Genomic DNA, 17613 nt, shown 5'->3' with positions numbered 1-17613 from the left:
TCACCCTACAAAAATATTAAGATTTCTTAACATTGAATGGAGAATTTACATATTAAAAATGGACAGTTCCCTATACTATTAGACCTGTCCAAATTAACGTTTTTAATTTATGAATTAAAATATTATACTTTTCTTTATTTTATAATATCTGTCACTATAAACATTGATTTTCTATCTCTCTAAGTACATCATTTCCAATATTATCTATCTTTTCATTTTTTATAGTGTTATATAAACCCTGTAAAACTTTTAACTCTGTTCTTAAATGTAAAATGACACTAGATAATATATATAACTTAGCTACACTCTCTTTTCCACACTTCTCTTCATATACTTTTTGAAGGGTAGTAAGATATAACGTCAGTTGAGAAATTTTAGTTTTTAGCTGTTCTAGAATTAATTCTTCTTCCCCATATTGTGCAAAAAGTAGCGCTTCATATATAGGACGATGCATATCCTCTTTCTTTATCATTTGCTCTAATAATAAATGTTCAAATTCTTGTTTACCACTTTTAGTAATACCGTAAATAGTCCGTTCAGGACGTTGTTCATTACGAATAATATCAACAACCTCTATAAAACCCTTCTTTTCAAGTTGCTCAAATGTATAATATAAAGAGCCTTTAGTAATTTTTATATAATATTTCATTTCACTATTTTTTAAAAGTTGCTGGACTTCATACGGATGCCTATTTTTCTCCATAAGAAGACCCAGCATAAAAAGCTTTGTATTCATAACTCTCCACTCCTTAATAACCTATACCAATAGTATAAGCTAAAAATAAGTAAAGAATCTTTTTGTTTTATAAAATTTATAACTTCAAATTCACTTTATTATCCTTTGTACCAGCTTTGACATTCCCCATAAATAATATTGCCATAAACGAAACGATAATTGGAATTAAAGCTAATAGAAAAACAGTAGTAATGGAAGATGACATAGCAGCTATAACCTTTTCAAGAATAAAAGTAGGTATACTGGACCTTACATCTGAGCGAAATATTGCACTCGGATCACCTAGATTATTTAACATGCTGGAACCATGTTCTATTCCCTTAAAAGCATCCTTTAAGTTAGCTGTAAAGGTACTATTTTGAATGGAGCCAAAAATCGTTACTCCAATTGTCATACCTAGTGAACGAAAGAATGAATTTGTTGAAGTAGCTGAACCACGGAATCTCGGTTCCATATTATGAATAGAAACTGTGGGAAGCAAAGAGAACGAAAATCCAACTCCAAACCCCGTTATAATCATGTATATCGTTAAAAGTACACGGCTTGTTTGTGGATCCATCGTTCCTAACAAATACATACCTATCCCAAAGGATATTATAGATAATAACATCAAGTTGCGGTAACTAATTTTCGTTTGAAATATTCCACCAATTGCACTACCTACTACAGAACCTAACATCATTGGGGTTAAAATTAATCCAGCATTAGTTGCTGTTCCACCATATACAGCCTGAACAAAAATAGGAATAAATACTGTTAAAATAACAAATGTTGCTCCATAGAAAAACGTAATAATTTGTGATATTGCAAACTCCTTACGCTTAAACATCCAAAATGATATTATCGGATCTTTCACTTTTCTTTCTACCAATAGGAAGCCAACAAAAAATACAATAAACGATGCAAATAACCCAATAATTTGTATCGAATCCCACTTAAATTCCTTTCCTCCCAACTCTAAAGCGAACATTAAGCTAATTACTGCTATGACGAGTGTTATCGCCCCCCACCAATCAATATTTTGCTTAGTAGGTGGATTATTTTCTTTATAAGCTTTTAAAATAAAAATTAATGACATTAGACCAATTGGAATATTGACGTAAAAAATCCAATGCCAACTTATATTTTCTGTTATATACGCACCTAATAAAGGTCCTAATACACTTGAAGAACCAAATACGGCCCCTAATAATCCAGTCATTTTCCCTCTTTTTTCAATAGGAAAAATATCAAATACAATGGTAAAGGCGATTGGCATCAGTGCCCCCCCACCTATACCTTGAATTGCACGATAAATACTTAGCTGAACAATACTTTGCGCAGTACCACATAATGCAGAACCAATTAAGAAGATTAATAAACCAAAAATATAAAACCTCTTTCTACCATACATATCAGATAATTTCCCGAAAATAGGCATACCCGCCATAACTGCAACCATATAAGCAGAAGTAACCCAGATGAATTTATCCAATCCACCCAAATCTGAGACAATTGTACCAATTGAAGTGGCAACAATTGTATTATCCATTGCAGCCATTAAAATGCCTAGCATTAACCCAGCTATCACTAAGCGTAAGTTGCTCTCTTTTGCAACCATACCTCTTTCCTCCTTTTTTCACACTCAATAAAATATATAGTCTAATTAAACTATATACTCATTATAGTCTAATTAGACTATTTTTCAATAAATCATAAGAAAAAAATAAATCCCCCCAAATATATTGGAGAGATTATAATTGTAGAGTTGCTTCCTATATAAAGTAATTAAAACCGTAAAAACTATTACTTTTTTATACTACCTTGATTTTGCATACATGTAGCTTACTCATTTAGTTTTGGTCTAGTTTGTAAATATAAATTCAAATCCGGACTTGAACCGCTAATAATTATATCTCGAACAATTTTAGAAAGCACCATACTATATACTAATCCATTATCTCCATACGCATAGATAAAGTGACAATTTGGAAACTCTTCATACATTCCAATTATAGGTAAACCATCATGAGTACCACCATAAAAAGCACTTAAATAAAATTCAGGTTCAACTGTTATATTGGGAAAGAGCTTATTAAATTCATTTACTAATTTCTCTTTTTTATGGATTAATTTTGAATCTCTTTCTTGAGCAATGTTTGTATCTTCATCTAACCCACCTATAATAATCCTGTTATCTGCAGTAGTTCTCATATAAATATATGGTCTCGCAGTTTCCCAAATGAGAGTACGTTTATACCAAGAAGATAAATCTTCTACAGGATTAGTAACAACTGCATATGAGCTAATCAGTGTAGCGTTCTTTTCCTTTTTAAATTCTAACCCTTCATATCCTGCAGCCACAATTACTTTATTGGCAGTAATAGAATTGCCCCCCTTTGTATAAAAGATAGCACATTCTTTCTCTAACTTTTTGCCAACAATCTCTGTATCTTCATAAATTTGAACTCCTTTATTAGAAGCTTGTTCTAATAAACTATGTGTAAATTTATAAGGATTTATTTCACCATCATTATACGTATAAATAGCTGCACGTTTTTTAAATGGATATCTCTGTCCAATTTGTTCCTCTGATAGCCAAGTCGCTTTAAAATCATGCTTATGTAAATAATACAGTTCTTTTTCTAATTTCTTTATATCCTCTTCATAACTTGCATAATATAAACTGTCACGTCGTTTAAAATCAGAGCAATAAGGCAAGTTTTGATCAGCATATTCAATATCATTAATAGCTTGTTCACATAATTTCATATGCTTAACTGCATACTCTTCTCCAAATGTATTTACAAGTTCAAAAAACATCTTGTCACCTAAATATTGAATAAGTGCTGTATTTGTAAGGTTACTCCCGTGTCCTACCTTTCTTTTATCAACGACAACAATATTTAAATCTGATTCACTCAAATAGTATGCTGATTGAGCACCTGAACTTCCTGCTCCTATTATTAGTACGTCACATTTTATATCTTCTTCCAACCGAGGATAAGAAGGTGTATTAGAAAAAGTTGTGTTCCAATATAATTTCCCTTTCTGTAAATCCATTTAAAGTGCACCGTCCTAAATAAAATAGTTATATCCCCATCTGTATCTCCAAATCATTCTTACTATATACTTCTTATCAAATTTATTTTTGCTACCATTAGATTATTAATGCAATATTTTGTTCACCCATATATGGTATTAAACTAGGCTTATAAAAAGTTAATAGTATATATATTATTTATTTTCATTTAGAAATTTAAGAACTTGGTTAAAAGCTTCTTCACCTGCTGGAGTGTTCATTTTAAATTGAAATTCATGTGCTAACTCGCCAGAGATATTTTTATCAAAGAAAAGTGTATCTACAGGTACTCCTTTATTTTGTAAAGTAGAAGCTAATGCTTTACCTTGCTCTTCAAATGATGCAGTATTTCCATCTGTGATGAACGTTGGTGGGTAATCTTTTGTAACGTGTTTATAAATAGAGGCGATTTCCATTTCAGGTAATGTTTCAAATTTCTTTTTCCCAAAGTAAGCCCAGCCAGTAGTACGCATAAAGTCTTGCACTTCTTTGGATGTTTCCATTTTAGCTAATGCAGGCATATTATACGGGCCGCAAAATAGCAATATACCTTTAATTGTAGAAGGAGCAACAACAGCGTCAATCCCGGTTAATTTCGCATAATCTGGAGATGTTTGAATAGTAACAAATTGTCCAGATATTTGCGCTCCCGCAGAATCTCCTGCAAAATATAGGTCATCTAGTTTTACATTATATTTCTTTGCATTTGCTTTTATATATTCATAAGCCTCACCAAGTTGTAGTACTGGTGTAGGATACTTTCTTTTAGGAGCAAGAGCATAATTTATATTTATCACTGTATAACCACGAGCAGCTAATTCTACTGCATAACCAGTAATGTCTGATTTATCTCCACCTACAAATCCACCCCCGTGCACCCAAAAAATAACAGGTGTTTTCCCTATAAAATTTTTGGGATAAATAATGTCTAATGTACCATCAGGAAATTTAGAATTATAATTGATATCTTTAACAATTCGTGTCTCTTTTAGAGCGTTTTTATAATTATTAGATTGAACAAACATTCCACCTTCAAATGCTTTTTTTATGAGAAACGCTTTCGGAATAGGTGAAACATTCCAAAAAACAACCCCCGCAATAATCAATCCGAAAACAATAAAAAGAGTTAGCAACATTCTTTTTTTCCATATCACTTTAGGTTTTAACTTTTTTATTCTCATAATTAAAGAATCTCCATTCTTTTTAATAATAATCTTGAAATAAATCACAACATAATTTTTTATTTTCCGCTTGCTAATCCGTCCTTAAAATCTCATACAAAAGGTTATATATTTTTATTATGTACATATTAGATATCTCCTATAAAACACATGAAAAATTCAAACAAAAAGAGCAAAAGATCCCCATTTATAGAAGATTTCTTTTGCTCTTTGTAAAAGATATAAGTCCAAATAAAAGTTGCTTATCTATCGATAACTTACACATAAGAATGCATTTGTTTCAGTACTTTATTAGCAAAAACTTTAACAACCGTTTCTTTTTCACCCGTTCTATCAATTATGAAACCATGAACTTCAATATCAGAAGGTACTAATGGATGATGACGGATCATATCTATACTCTTTTCAATATTTTCACTAACATTTTTTTGTGCACTCAGCCATTGATTAAGGCTACCACTTGAAAATTCAGGCATGCAATTTTTAAAGAGATAGTCTAATTCTATATTATCTTTTATGAAATCACGTTGAGTTTGTAGATTAACTGAAGAAGTTTCTTTATCCTCTATTCCGACAACAAAAATTTCTTTAACATTTTCTTGATAAATAGCAATAATAATAGATCTCATTATATCTCCATAAGGATGTACAATTACAGAATCATAGCTGTGTATAGTCAACATGTTTTCTTGTTGAATGTTAGTTACTTGTTGGATACTAGGCTCTATTCCGTGTTCAATGTCTGTTAATAATAAAACTTTTTTATTCTTTGAATTCATATGGAGCACTCCTTCTTCATTATTGTATTTATGAAACTTTTAAGCTAGTAACAATAATAATTGTTACCAGTTTTTCCAGCGTCCCTCTGGATCAACACTTGCAAGTCTAACCCATCCATTTTGAACTTTTTCTCGAAATGTGAAATCATTATTTAACAAACGTTCTATATATCCAATAGGTGCTTGAATGACAATTAGTAAACGAAGTGGTGAATGATACGTCTCACTATCTGACTGCATAACCGATTGCCAAGGTAAGCCTGGCAACAGGTCACTAGCATTCCCTTGCATAACACCGAGACCCGCCGTTACGGTTTGGGTTGTTTTATTTCCACTACCATAATAATGAGGAGCTACAGTTGATGCGTAATATTGTAGATTTATCCACTGTGCAACTGTTCCTGGTCCTGCAATAATGTTAGCTAATATATCGCCACTTTCATCCTGTTTCCAATCATAATTATGAAGGAAAGCCCTACCTTCTAAATCACAATCTTGAGTTAATTCACGCTTTCCGATAATAAAAGATGCATTACGCGCTAATCCCCATTCTGGACGTATTTCACTCCAATCTTCTGCAAATCGATGCGCCTCTTTACTCGGATTTTTTATTTTCGTTTTAAAATTAGGTAATTGCGTTAAACGTTCTCTATTTGCATGTTGGCTCACATTTGGCATAATCTTCTCGATACAATCAAACGCTTCTTGCGCAGTTTTCGAAAGTTCTGGGACGTAAATCCATTCCAATTCGTCCACTGTTGTTTTATGTTCAGCTGCTGCAAAAATGGTATCCTCAGGAATGTTAATGCCTTCAGCAGACAACGCCTCTCTTACTTCTGGAAGATTACATAAAGTAGCGAAAACTCTTGCATTGAATCCCCCTGCTGCGCCTCCACAAGCACCACACTCAAGTGCTGCCGCATAAGGATTGTTCGTACTTTGACTACTATGTCCACACATTACAACTAAAGGAGCAAATTTTTCTGTCAGTCCCACCATTTTTAAAGTTTGACGCACATAGTTCACTTTTTCTTCTTTCGTAAAACCGATAGGTATCTCACCTTTTGTGTCATGAACATAATTAAGCGAGAATGTTGTATCAGGTTTTTGTAACATAGTTTTACGAAGTTTACGAATGAAACCACCAACTCCTCTTGGGACAAAGCTTCTTGTCACCATCTGTAGACCAAGTAAAGGACCACTTAACTCAGGTAGCGCCATACTTGTCAGTACGTTCTGTTTCATCGTTTTAAATGTATAACGCACCGAACTGCCTACCCTCTTACGTTGCTCATAAGATTTAAATTCATTTTCATCTGTAAGCTCTTTTATTTGATGCTTCGGTTTCAGTATAACTGGCAAAGAAGGATGGCTGTCATTACTACCTAGTTCACTAGTCGCAATTGGTAACCCAAAGAAACCAGCTATTCCAAACGTTTCAAACGGACCTAGTTTTTCTAAGTGGCGACGAAACGGTTCTGAACGTACATCAATACAAAATGCTAATTGAGCTAATACACGCTTTTTATCATTGGTTGCACGTTGTTTAGAAGCAATCTTCTCTCTTAATTGCTCTGCATGCGTTTGTTCCCAAGCTTCCAGCCAAAGTTTCCTGCGAATATTTTCATCAAAACGATATGCAAATGCTAACAATTCGCTTTGTTCAGCTGCAGACATTTGTGACCATTCCCGTGTTGAAATATTCCCCCAATAGATCCAAGAAGCTATAAGTGGGACGATCGAAACTTTTTTCTCAACCTTTTGATTTTTTAAAGGTAAATAAGGTTTTGCAATAGCCAGCTCCATAGAAATTCGAACTGCTAAATATTCTATTAAAAGCCCCTGTTCCTGAATTGATTGTTGTGAGCGCCATCGTATCATTCCTGCCCACCCAGGTAAAGAAAGTAAGTGCCCTTCAAGATAAGCTTGTATGTTAGATTCAGAAATTCCTAGTTCAAATAACGCTCTCGCTAAAGCTACTTCGGCATCTTGTGGCCAATCTTTTAAAACTTTACGCTCATTTTTACTGAGCGCTGGATCAAATGTAATAAGGTGTTGCCATGCGCGATAAAAACCTTTCTCTCGATTTGGCATCGTCCAACTTGATCCGGAGTCATCAAGATATAATTTACACCATTTAATGATATGATAATTAAGAATATCAGATAGGTTTTCACTATTTTGATTCTCTATAAGCGAACTTATTGGCTGCATAACAGAGGCTTTCATATTTGCTGTATTTATATAACTCATTTCTTCTGCCAATTTATTTAATTCTGGCGATGATAATAGACTAGAAGGTAATTTTTCTAACTTTAAAGCCGCTTGGCAAAATCGCTCTACTTTCTCTCGCGGAATATGAAAAGATTGTGAATCCAGCCAACGAGACAAACTCATTTGTAAAAATGATTCCTCAATCTCACCTTTCGCTTTTGCCGAATGAATCATGGAAGTACTAGGATACATATCCACATTACGAGCTTCTTTTAGCCAATTTGCGACTTGTTCAAATGATTGCTTTTCAAGTCCCATCCAAGGGTGGTGAGCTGCAAACGTAGAGATAGGCCAAAGTGGTGCAATAACTCGGCTAGCAGATGCAACTAAATCATTTATATTATTTTCTTGCATATCAATGTTTGTATCTTTCTTTAATATTGACGATATGCTCATCACGAATTACCTCCCTTTGATACATAATGTTTCAGATAGCTTGGGTGACTTTCTACTGATTTTCTTCTCGCCTCACCTACTCGAACTAACCAAAGATAAAGTACAGCGAATAAAGTAGAAGATTGATGACGAGTAACGAAAGTACTAGTAACACTACTAAATAGTAAAATACATATAACAAAGATAACGGCTGGAGCTGAAGGTTGAACACTTTGATAAATATCAGTATGCAACCATTTATAAAGAGAATTATGAACGGTAAAGTAAATGAGAGAAAATCCAATCAAAACAATTACGCCAGCAATTCGTCCCATTCTTCCCTCTCCAAAAACAACAAGCTGTTTCCATGAAAAGTATAGTGACCAGCCTAAGATTAACGCACTAACTAGCTGATACCCCTCTCCAGAAGTCATAAACCAGAAAGTAATTGCTATAAATACTCCTAAAACACGCCCGACTATAATCCATAAATTGGACATCTTTTCATTAGACTGATTCACTATCCCAAAACGTTGCACTGAAGAACCAGCTTGTAAAAACAGTGTAGCTTTAAACAAACCATGTAAAATTAAATGAATAATAGCCGCTAAATAAGCGCCTAATGCACATTGAATAAGCATAAATCCCATTTGTGCAATAGTTGAACCTACTAGCTGACGTTTATAATCAACTTGGACTAAACTAATTCCTGTTCCGATTAAGACAGAAATACTAGAGAAAATAAGTAAAAAGATTTGTGCAATATCATCATGAAAAAGAGGTGAAAATCTAGTTAACATGATACCGCCAGCATTTACTAAACCTGCATGCATAATAGCTGAAACAGGAGTTGGAGCAACGGCAGACTCAATTAACCATCTTTGAAAAGGCCATTGTGCTGCTGGAATCATCACAGCTAGTATAATGAATAAATTGATTACTGTTCTTTCTAATGTTCCAAATTGAACTAAATTTTCATTCGTTAAAACTGATGTTAACTGCCACTGTCCAGTTATTTGAAAAAGCCAAATGATAGCTGATAGCAACGCAATCCAACTTATTGTAAATAAATAGCCAGAGATTTTTGTTGCTTCACTAACTACTTTCCACCCTTTATTTAGCCCTATGAGTAGAACCAATCCTATAAGCGTTGCTCCCCAACAAATAATCATGAAACGAAGATCATCACTTAACCATGCAACCGAAGATACACCTGTAGTAAATGTAAAAAGTACAAAGTATTTTCGATATGAGCGATCTCCCATTAAGTAACGTACAGAAAAACGCTGAATGATTAAACCAATTGTAAGAACAAAGAAAGCCATTAACCAAGCTAAAGTATCTAGATGCCAAGGCCCCACAACTCTATCTCCATTGTTATTAACAAGTGCGAGCAAAGAAACCAATGAAGGTAAAGCAGCGATACCAATATGGATATGAACAAAACGTAAAGGAATCCTTGCATGTAAAAACAATAATCCACTTAGCCAAGAAGCACTAAGCGCCATAAAAAATAAAGTTAACAGTGTTGATGAACTCAGCGAAATTAACATGTTAAATACTCCCTTCTAAACGAAAATAACCTATAAAAATTCCTTTTAATTACGATAGTTTTTTAAATTTCAATTTTCATTCACTCTTTTTAGTGCATCGTTTTTTCCCATAAAAAAAACCGACAACTTCCATAATTCAATGATTTTATATCATCATTGAATTATGGAGATTGTCGGTTTCCCTTCAACTAACTTCAATAAAGTTTTTTGAAGAGCTCCCATTTTATAGAGGATAATAATGTATGTATTACTCCTGTTAAAAAGAAATGTATATTTCTGATCTCCTAGATTATGCAATCAATATATCAATTTATGTTATACGCTATCTTTTAATTAAGAAACTTTTTCATTTAGTCAATATGACATATTAAAAAAATGCTAAAGCCTTAATTATAGCAAGCTGTTAAAATGAGCATCTATCAATTTTTTAAAACAATTATAAGATAAACCATATTAAGCAGTTTGTCAATTTATTTATCCGTTTTTTAAGAGTTATTAGAATTAAGTTTTATTATACCTAAATAACTTCAAGTTTTTAATTATTAGCCTGTTAATAAAGTGCAAAACTTGTAGGTTTCTTAATCCTTCCACTAACCTTAAGGTATTTTTAAAATTTCTCCTCAAGATTATGAAGCAATTTAAAAATCATTACTCGTTCGCCTGTACGGGAGCTTATATCCGTATGAAAGCTTTTCACTTTCTCTCCAGTTAATTCTAGTATAATCTCTTTCAGATCATCAATTCCAGATTCAACTAGCTCCGAACGATTCTTCTTTATCGTTAGCATCCCGTCTTTTGTTTCGCAAACACTATATTCAGCCGGCGTTAAAACACCTTGTAAATTTACGATAATCATATCCCGTAATATATCTGTCTTAACGGATATAGACCCGCGTCCTAGATAGTCCTTTTCCCAGTGAGTAATTGCTTTGCTTATCTCTGATTCAATAGAGCCTTTTGAGCTTTTCATCTATGTATCCTCCTTCAATAAAATAAATTTACAATAACAATATAATAATCCGGATTGATTTTATTTTCAATTATTGAGAAGAATTTATTGGGATTGCAAAAAAGAACTCTTATAAAATTAAGAGTCCCTTTTATATTAAATGCGCTTTTCCTTAGTAATGTAACGCAAAATAGCACTTAGGCATTTGTAGATTTATACAACATATTTCGAAGCAGAATACAAATAAACCCTAATACTAATGCAAACATGCCTACAAATAAAATATATTTCGTTCCAATTTGTGCAATAATTATCCCTGCGATCCCAGTACCAATTGTAGTCCCTAAATTACAAGAAGTTAAAAATAATCCATTAGCGAAATCTGGTGAATTAGGTGCTGAAGACATCATCCAATATTGATTGACATTACCACCAATCCCGCCAAAAACACCCCAAATTACAATAAAAATTGCAGTTGGTATCGCAAGATCTGATACAAAGAAAAAGACAAAATATAATATCATTAGAGCAATGGGATAAATGATTACCGTACGGAAAGGAGCTATTGTCAGTAATCTCCCTGCAAGAATATTCCCGACAATATTTGCTAACCCATAAAAAAATAGCATGATACTTATCATATACGGCGACATTTTCGTAACTACATCTAAATATTCGGCTAGATAACTATAAATTCCAAATACCGCTCCATTTAAAAAAGTTACAGCAAGTATGGATAGCCATGTGATACCTTTCGTTCAAATCTTAAGCTGCGAACCATAAGAAAGCTTTTTCTGAACAGGCATAGAGGGAATAAATACGATTGTCATAATAAACGCAAAAATATTAACAAGTGCAAAAAATGTTAATGATATTTCAAGTGTAAATACATTTGCTAAAAAGTTGACAATCGGTACACCTAAAACCATACCAGCTGAAACCCCAATAAACACTTTGGCAACTGCTTTTGGAGCTTCTTTTGCACTAACTGAAGTTGCTGCTACTGATAAAGCCATCGATACGTACACTGGATGAAAGAAAGCCGGAATTACTCGTGCAACTAAAGCAACTGTAAAATTCGTTGTAAAAATTGAAATAACGTTGCCGATAATAAAGATTGCTAGTACGAACAACATAACCGTTTTTCGATTTACACCCGAAAAAACTAAAGGGAGCGTTGGAGCCGCAATGGCAATGGCGAGCGCGAACAAACTAACCATTAAACTTACCTTCGAAACACTTACATCAAAATGATCTGATAATGCCGGAAGCAAGCCAATATATCCCATTTCAGTATTAAGAATACCGAAAACCCCTACTGCTAATATAAAAATTAATACACTTTTTGAATTCTTCATAAAAAACACTTCAACTCCTCTTTCACTTCTTATCAATGCTTTTGGTAATGTGATTATAAAATGGTATTATTGAGATAACAAATACCTATATTGAATACATTCCTATAACAAATAGGCATACGAAGGAGAAGAGTTTTTTGGACATACGTGTATTACGCTACTTCATTGCGGTAGCAACGCAAGAGAATATATCTGCTGCTGCAAATGCATTGCATTTATCTCAACCTACATTATCAAGACAGTTAAACAACCTGGAAGAAGAGCTTGGAACTACTTTATTTGTGCGAGGAAATCGAAAAATCACTTTAACAGACGAAGGTATGTTTTTATTAGATCGAGCAAAAGAAATTGTGGATTTAGTAGAAAAAACAGAAGCTAATTTTAACCAAAAATCTGAAATTATTAGTGGAGAAATTCATATTGGAGCTGGAGAAACAGAGGCAATGCAGTTCATTGCACAAACTATAAAAAAAGTTGTTGCCCATCACCCTAACATTAAATTTCATTTATATAGCGGCAACGCTGATGACATTACAACAAAATTAGATAGTGGTTTATTAGATTTTGGTATCGTTATTGAGCCAGCAAATAAACAAAAATATGACTACTTAAAGTTGCCAGCTACTGATGTATGGGGCGTACTTATGCGAAAAGACAGTCCCTTAGCGGAAAAAGCTTATATCCATCCAACAGACTTACTAAATAAACCTCTTATCATATCAAGACAAACGGCTGTAAGTAATGAATTATCAGGATGGCTTGGAGAGGAAATTGAAAACTTGAATGTTATAGGTACATATAATTTACTCTATAATGCATCCTTACTCGTAAAAGAAAATATAGGCTACGCATTATGTATTGATAAGCTTATGAATACGTCTGAGGAAAGTACACTTTGCTTTCGCCCCCTATCTCCTAAGCTAGAGGCTGGACTAAATATTCTTTGGAAAAAACATCAAACATTTTCAAGTGCTACAAAGATTTTTCTAACATATATGCGAGGAGGTATGTAAATATTTTCTTACAAAAACTACATGTTTGAAAAGCGGCATAACCTTCTTTCTAGGATAAATTTTTAGAACGAAACACATATACACAAATGTAATACATCAATGAGATAACTATTCCTTGATTATTTTTTAATTTTTTCTTTTGCTTTTTCTGGAACATCACTTTCTTTTACTTCTTCTAATGAAAAAACATAACCTCCTTTTACTCGAACTTTTATATAAGTATCTTGATATTCATGTTGGCCGGTAATCCCTACCTTAATTACCGATTCCTTTCCTGATTCATCCACTCCATTTAGCATATACATAAATCTCCTAGGGTAATCAGGGTCAGGTTCAGATGGTTCCTTAGTAAGAGCATAGACATCTTTTTCTATCACAAGTGGATTATATCTATCTATAATTTCGTTTTCTGTAAAAGTTAATCCCGAACACACTATAATTAGCACTACAACTACTCCAGCAATTTTAAATAATAATTCTTTCATGTTTAAATTTCACCTTTCGTTAATTAATATATTTATAATAATATTTATATTTTTAAATTTTAAAATGATAAATATGTTGTATAAGACCTTTCTAAATATAATGGGTATATCTTAATAAAAAGTAAATAAATAACTTAAGTTTTTCTTAATCTCCCATAATGAGTCATTATCATAACGGACATAGACACTGTAACAGTGAATAAGAGCTATCGAAAAAATAAAGTTACCTCTCTAAGGAGCTACCTGTAGCAAAAGAAAAAGCCGATTTCTTTATCGTATAGGAAATCGACTTGTGGCTTAATTATTGATTTAGTAACAAAAACACCTTTTTAAAATAACTATGTTTATACTATAGACGTTGATCTTTTTGGAAGTTTAGACGAAAATGATCCTCGTCATTATATACCCCAAATCCATACCCTTGCTCTTTATAAAATTTAATAATTTCAGGAAGTGCTTGTAATGTTTGCGCCTTTTCATGCATTAAAACAACTTCTACTTCTTCTGTTGTTTGTTTCTTTACATTTTCGATAATCTGAGTTGGATTATCTTTTAATTTCCAATCATTTGAGTCTATTGTCCAATCCCAAACTTTTATTGCTGCTTCTACAATTTGGTTACGAATTTCCTCACCCTTTAATCCTGGTGCAGATCCATATGGTGGACGAACTAGTTTAGGAGTTGTACCCGTAATATTATGGATAAGAGCTAACGTTTCTTGCATTTCCGGTACAAATTGTCCCTTTTTGTATAGCTTATCACTATTATGTGTCATACTATGTGCACCAATATAATGTCCTTCTTTTACTGCTCGTTTTACATTTTCCTGAAAACCTGTATTTTGTAAATTACTACCTTGCATAAAAAATGTCGAAGCAACATGTTGCTCTTTTAGTACATCTAAAAATTTCCCAGTTAGTTCGCTAGGACCATCATCGAATGTTAAATAAACAACCTTTCCCACCGGTTTTCCATCAGGTCTTTTCTGTTTTGCTGGTGGTGTTTCTTTTTTCTTTTCTTGTTGTTGCGTGTTAACTTGATTACTACTTTCGTTAGCTATTCCCTTCGCTGGGATAGAGTTCCATTTTCCTATTAAAAAGAAGGTGAAAAAGGTCGTTGCTAAAACAACTCCTAGAGATATTATTACCTTAGTTAGTCGACTTGTTTTTTTCTTACTTTGTGATTCTTTCATTATTTTTCGATCCTTTCCCTATTAATTTTTATATTCATTATTTATACGGCTGAGCATTAACTCCAGCTGATGTTTACAATAAATAGATTAATAGAGGAAGGTGAAGATAAAATGCAGATCATGTCGAATTTAGTTAAAGAATAACGTATGGCATCCACTCTTTAAAAAAATATTTGTTTCTCTACTACAGTTAAATTTGAAAACTGGATATACATCCAAAATAAAAAATACTACTCTTTCTAAACAATATTTTTATATCAATATAATAACATGCTGGTATAAAGATAAAATACAAAGATAGCCGTACTATTGAAATTCTATTATAATTTTGTAATTGGAATTCATTTGAACCAAATGAAGAACTAGAAGAAATATTATTATGTGGAGGTGCCCCGATGAACCTTGTAATTAGAGAGTTAGAAACAAATGATTTAGATAATCTCCCGGAGATTGATGACAGTTTTATAGTGAATGCTCGGTTAATTCTTTCTCTTTCCAAAGGAAATAAACGTATAGAATATACAGTAGAAGACGTTCCGAGTTATGAAAAAAGTTATTTACAAAATCAAGATGATAATGAAGAACTGGCTTACAATGAATATATAAATAAACCTAATCAAGTCATTTACATAGCACTGTTACATAACCAAATCATTGGATTAATGGTATTGAAAAAGAATTGGAACCACTATGCTTACATAGAAGATATAACGGTAGCTAAAAAATATCGTACACTCGGAGTTGGTAAAAGATTAGTTGATCAAGCAAAGCAGTGGGCAAAAAAAGGCAATATGCCAGGTATCATGCTTGAAACACAAAATAATAATGTCGCAGCATGTAAGTTCTATGAAAAATGCGGATTTGTAATTGGCGGGTGTGATTTTCTTGTTTATAAAGGTTTGGATATTGAAAACGATGAAGTTGCAATTTATTGGTATTTGCATTTCAAATGAAACTGTTTTTAACATTAAACAAAGTCAAAATAAAAACCCCAATCTCTCTATATTAAAATTGAGAAACTGGGGTTAAGTTATTTAACCATATTTTTTATTTAAAACAAATAACTAATTAATAATCCTGCTGATAATAAGAAGCCAAAAATCGTATTTGTCATCGCTGTTGATTTCATTGCGATGCGCATATACCCAGGATCCTTTGCCCCTTTTTGGAAACTTTGAATCGCAGAAATTGGCTTTCTCAAACCTAGGAACATAACTAATGCCCAAGGGCTTATATAACCCATTAATACAATTACGGCAATCCATAAATACGCAATGAAAAAGGCTACCGCTAGTGTTACCACAGCTTTCTCTCTCCCAAGGAGGATTACTAATGTCTTTCTTCCACCTTTAATATCTTCTTCGATATCTCTGATGTTATTCGACATATTGATTGCACCGACTAAAATTCCAATTGGAATGGAAATCAATACACTTTCAGTCGTTACAGTATCCGTTTGAATAAAGAAAGCAATGAGTACAAAACATGTCCCCATTAACAATCCAGAAACTAATTCTCCAAACGGGGTGTACGCAATTGGTAATGGACCGCCTGTATATAAATAGCCAACTGCCATCCCAATTAAACCAATGACAACTAACCACCAGCTGCTATTCATACAAATATAAATGCCAATAAAAGCTGCTACGACATACAATAAAAGCGCAACTGTTAAAACATTTTTTGGCTTCAATCCATGACGGACAATTCCGCCACCGATGCCAACGGATTCAGCAGTGTCTAATCCACGTTTAAAATCATAGTACTCATTAAATAAGTTCGTTGCTATTTGCAATGCTAAACATGCAACCATCATCGCAATAAATAAAAGCCAATCAATTTTGGCAACATAAAGTGATGCCACTGTTCCTAAAATTACAGGAGAAAACGTCGCCGTTAATGTATGCGGGCGCGTCATCTTCCATATTAATTTAGCGGAACTAATTTCTTTTTCTGTCCCCATAACTCTGTTCAATCTCCCTACATTTTAAGTATAAATTACTAGCAGTATCTTTCTATCTATTTCCTGCCACGCATCCATTCATTATATCAATAAATGATTATCCTTTCTAACAAATCAACTTTTAATAAAGTAAAAATTATAAAATGAAACTTTACCATATTCACATAATATTCTGTATTATTTCTAAGAGTGGTTTTAAAGCGAAATGATAAGTAAATGAAATACATAATAAAAAAGAGCCAATCTCCAACACAATAGAAGATTGACTCTTTCCTTTATTTACTCCCCTGTTTCAGAAAATCGCTTTATACGTTCTCCAATTTCATCGCGAACACGTTGAAATTCAGACCATTCTTTTCCTGCTGGATCATCAAATCCCCAGTGAACACGATTCACATGCTGCGGAGTAGATGGGCATACAGCATCCGCATGACTACAAAGCGTAACGACTAAATCAGCACTATTTAAAATGTTTGCATCAATTATATCTGATGTTTGATTTGTTATGTCGATATTTACTTCGTTCATTGCTTTAATTGCGTTTGGATTTACTCCATGTGCTTCGATTCCTGCAGAATACACATTCCACTTATCCCCTAAATATTGTTTACCCCACGCTTCTGCCATTTGGCTTCGGCATGAATTTCCCGTACATAAGAAATAAATTGTCTTTTTGTTTTCCATGGTATTTTCC

Annotated in this window: 14 protein-coding genes and 1 pseudogene; 2 read left to right on the top strand and 13 right to left on the bottom strand. The window is 33.1% G+C overall.

Annotated elements, in window-relative coordinates; translation table 11 throughout:
* Positions 1–154: 154 nt before the first annotated feature.
* The 9 genes and pseudogenes from ACK1U5_RS02705 to ACK1U5_RS02665 all read right to left on the bottom strand — a co-directional run bounded on the left by ACK1U5_RS02705 (position 155) and on the right by ACK1U5_RS02665 (position 12266).
* A complete protein-coding gene (locus tag ACK1U5_RS02705) occupies positions 155–736 on the bottom strand; it encodes a PadR family transcriptional regulator (protein ID WP_069604626.1) in 582 nt (193 codons plus the stop codon).
* 76 nt (positions 737–812) lie between these two features.
* Entirely contained in the window at positions 813–2336 is a 1524-nt protein-coding gene (locus ACK1U5_RS02700) for an MDR family MFS transporter (protein ID WP_000225814.1), read from the bottom strand.
* Between the two features lie 224 nt (positions 2337–2560).
* Positions 2561–3778: an NAD(P)/FAD-dependent oxidoreductase gene (locus tag ACK1U5_RS02695; protein ID WP_069604627.1), complete on the bottom strand. Its 1218-nt coding sequence runs from the start codon at positions 3776–3778 to the stop codon at positions 2561–2563.
* Between the two features lie 174 nt (positions 3779–3952).
* On the bottom strand, positions 3953–4978 hold the full coding sequence (locus ACK1U5_RS02690) for an alpha/beta hydrolase (RefSeq protein ID WP_048568434.1): 1026 nt from the start codon (positions 4976–4978) through the stop codon (positions 3953–3955).
* Positions 4979–5235: 257 nt separating this feature from the next.
* Positions 5236–5757, bottom strand: coding sequence for a hypothetical protein (locus ACK1U5_RS02685; RefSeq protein ID WP_001086248.1), 522 nt, complete (start codon positions 5755–5757; stop codon positions 5236–5238).
* Positions 5758–5820: 63 nt separating this feature from the next.
* On the bottom strand, positions 5821–8427 hold the full coding sequence (locus ACK1U5_RS02680; protein ID WP_087875548.1) for a DUF2309 domain-containing protein: 2607 nt from the start codon (positions 8425–8427) through the stop codon (positions 5821–5823).
* Positions 8427–9959: an NADH dehydrogenase subunit 5 gene (locus tag ACK1U5_RS02675; RefSeq protein ID WP_048568432.1), complete on the bottom strand. Its 1533-nt coding sequence runs from the start codon at positions 9957–9959 to the stop codon at positions 8427–8429. The genes ACK1U5_RS02680 and ACK1U5_RS02675 overlap by 1 nt, the downstream gene beginning before the upstream one ends.
* Positions 9960–10566: 607 nt before the next feature.
* Positions 10567–10929, bottom strand: a complete 363-nt coding sequence (locus ACK1U5_RS02670; RefSeq protein WP_000842548.1) for a DUF2294 domain-containing protein — start codon at positions 10927–10929, stop codon at positions 10567–10569.
* Between the two features lie 176 nt (positions 10930–11105).
* Positions 11106–12266, bottom strand: a pseudogene (locus tag ACK1U5_RS02665) (MFS transporter).
* Positions 12267–12403: 137 nt separating this feature from the next.
* Between ACK1U5_RS02665 and ACK1U5_RS02660 the strand changes: the two are divergent.
* Positions 12404–13279 (top strand): LysR family transcriptional regulator, encoded by an 876-nt coding sequence (locus ACK1U5_RS02660; protein ID WP_087875549.1) that lies wholly within the window; start codon positions 12404–12406, stop codon positions 13277–13279.
* Between the two features lie 119 nt (positions 13280–13398).
* Here ACK1U5_RS02660 and ACK1U5_RS02655 read toward each other — a convergent pair whose 3' ends face one another.
* Both ACK1U5_RS02655 and ACK1U5_RS02650 read right to left on the bottom strand, forming a co-directional pair.
* Positions 13399–13764 (bottom strand): YxeA family protein, encoded by a 366-nt coding sequence (locus tag ACK1U5_RS02655; RefSeq protein ID WP_070756704.1) that lies wholly within the window; start codon positions 13762–13764, stop codon positions 13399–13401.
* A gap of 349 nt (positions 13765–14113) precedes the next feature.
* Positions 14114–14956: a polysaccharide deacetylase family protein gene (locus ACK1U5_RS02650; RefSeq protein WP_087875550.1), complete on the bottom strand. Its 843-nt coding sequence runs from the start codon at positions 14954–14956 to the stop codon at positions 14114–14116.
* 395 nt (positions 14957–15351) lie between these two features.
* On the opposite strand from ACK1U5_RS02650, the gene satA reads away from it, so the two are divergent.
* A complete protein-coding gene (gene satA / locus ACK1U5_RS02645) occupies positions 15352–15909 on the top strand; it encodes a streptothricin N-acetyltransferase SatA (protein WP_113710655.1) in 558 nt (185 codons plus the stop codon).
* Positions 15910–16007: 98 nt separating this feature from the next.
* Here the strand turns inward: satA and menA are convergent, their stop codons facing one another.
* Positions 16008–16919, bottom strand: coding sequence for a 1,4-dihydroxy-2-naphthoate polyprenyltransferase (menA, locus tag ACK1U5_RS02640; RefSeq protein WP_087875551.1), 912 nt, complete (start codon positions 16917–16919; stop codon positions 16008–16010).
* 279 nt (positions 16920–17198) lie between these two features.
* Complete coding sequence (arsC, locus tag ACK1U5_RS02635; RefSeq protein ID WP_087875552.1) at positions 17199–17603, bottom strand: arsenate reductase (thioredoxin); 405 nt, start codon at positions 17601–17603, stop codon at positions 17199–17201.
* Positions 17604–17613: the final 10 nt, after the last annotated feature.

The organism is Bacillus sp. XB1 (genome assembly GCF_053557995.1).
The sequence above is the reverse complement of the archived record's forward strand: the minus strand, read 5'-3'. Positions and strand labels throughout refer to the sequence as shown.

Coding starts and splice junctions, on each gene's coding strand:
- ACK1U5_RS02705 (WP_069604626.1), bottom strand. CDS start 736: ATGAATACAAAGCTTTTTATGCTGGGTCTTCTTATGGAGAAAAATAGG.
- ACK1U5_RS02700 (WP_000225814.1), bottom strand. CDS start 2,336: ATGGTTGCAAAAGAGAGCAACTTACGCTTAGTGATAGCTGGGTTAATG.
- ACK1U5_RS02695 (WP_069604627.1), bottom strand. CDS start 3,778: ATGGATTTACAGAAAGGGAAATTATATTGGAACACAACTTTTTCTAAT.
- ACK1U5_RS02690 (WP_048568434.1), bottom strand. CDS start 4,978: ATGAGAATAAAAAAGTTAAAACCTAAAGTGATATGGAAAAAAAGAATG.
- ACK1U5_RS02685 (WP_001086248.1), bottom strand. CDS start 5,757: ATGAATTCAAAGAATAAAAAAGTTTTATTATTAACAGACATTGAACAC.
- ACK1U5_RS02680 (WP_087875548.1), bottom strand. CDS start 8,427: ATGAGCATATCGTCAATATTAAAGAAAGATACAAACATTGATATGCAA.
- ACK1U5_RS02675 (WP_048568432.1), bottom strand. CDS start 9,959: ATGTTAATTTCGCTGAGTTCATCAACACTGTTAACTTTATTTTTTATG.
- ACK1U5_RS02670 (WP_000842548.1), bottom strand. CDS start 10,929: ATGAAAAGCTCAAAAGGCTCTATTGAATCAGAGATAAGCAAAGCAATT.
- ACK1U5_RS02655 (WP_070756704.1), bottom strand. CDS start 13,764: ATGAAAGAATTATTATTTAAAATTGCTGGAGTAGTTGTAGTGCTAATT.
- ACK1U5_RS02650 (WP_087875550.1), bottom strand. CDS start 14,956: ATGAAAGAATCACAAAGTAAGAAAAAAACAAGTCGACTAACTAAGGTA.
- satA (WP_113710655.1), top strand. CDS start 15,352: ATGAACCTTGTAATTAGAGAGTTAGAAACAAATGATTTAGATAATCTC.
- menA (WP_087875551.1), bottom strand. CDS start 16,919: ATGGGGACAGAAAAAGAAATTAGTTCCGCTAAATTAATATGGAAGATG.
- arsC (WP_087875552.1), bottom strand. CDS start 17,603: ATGGAAAACAAAAAGACAATTTATTTCTTATGTACGGGAAATTCATGC.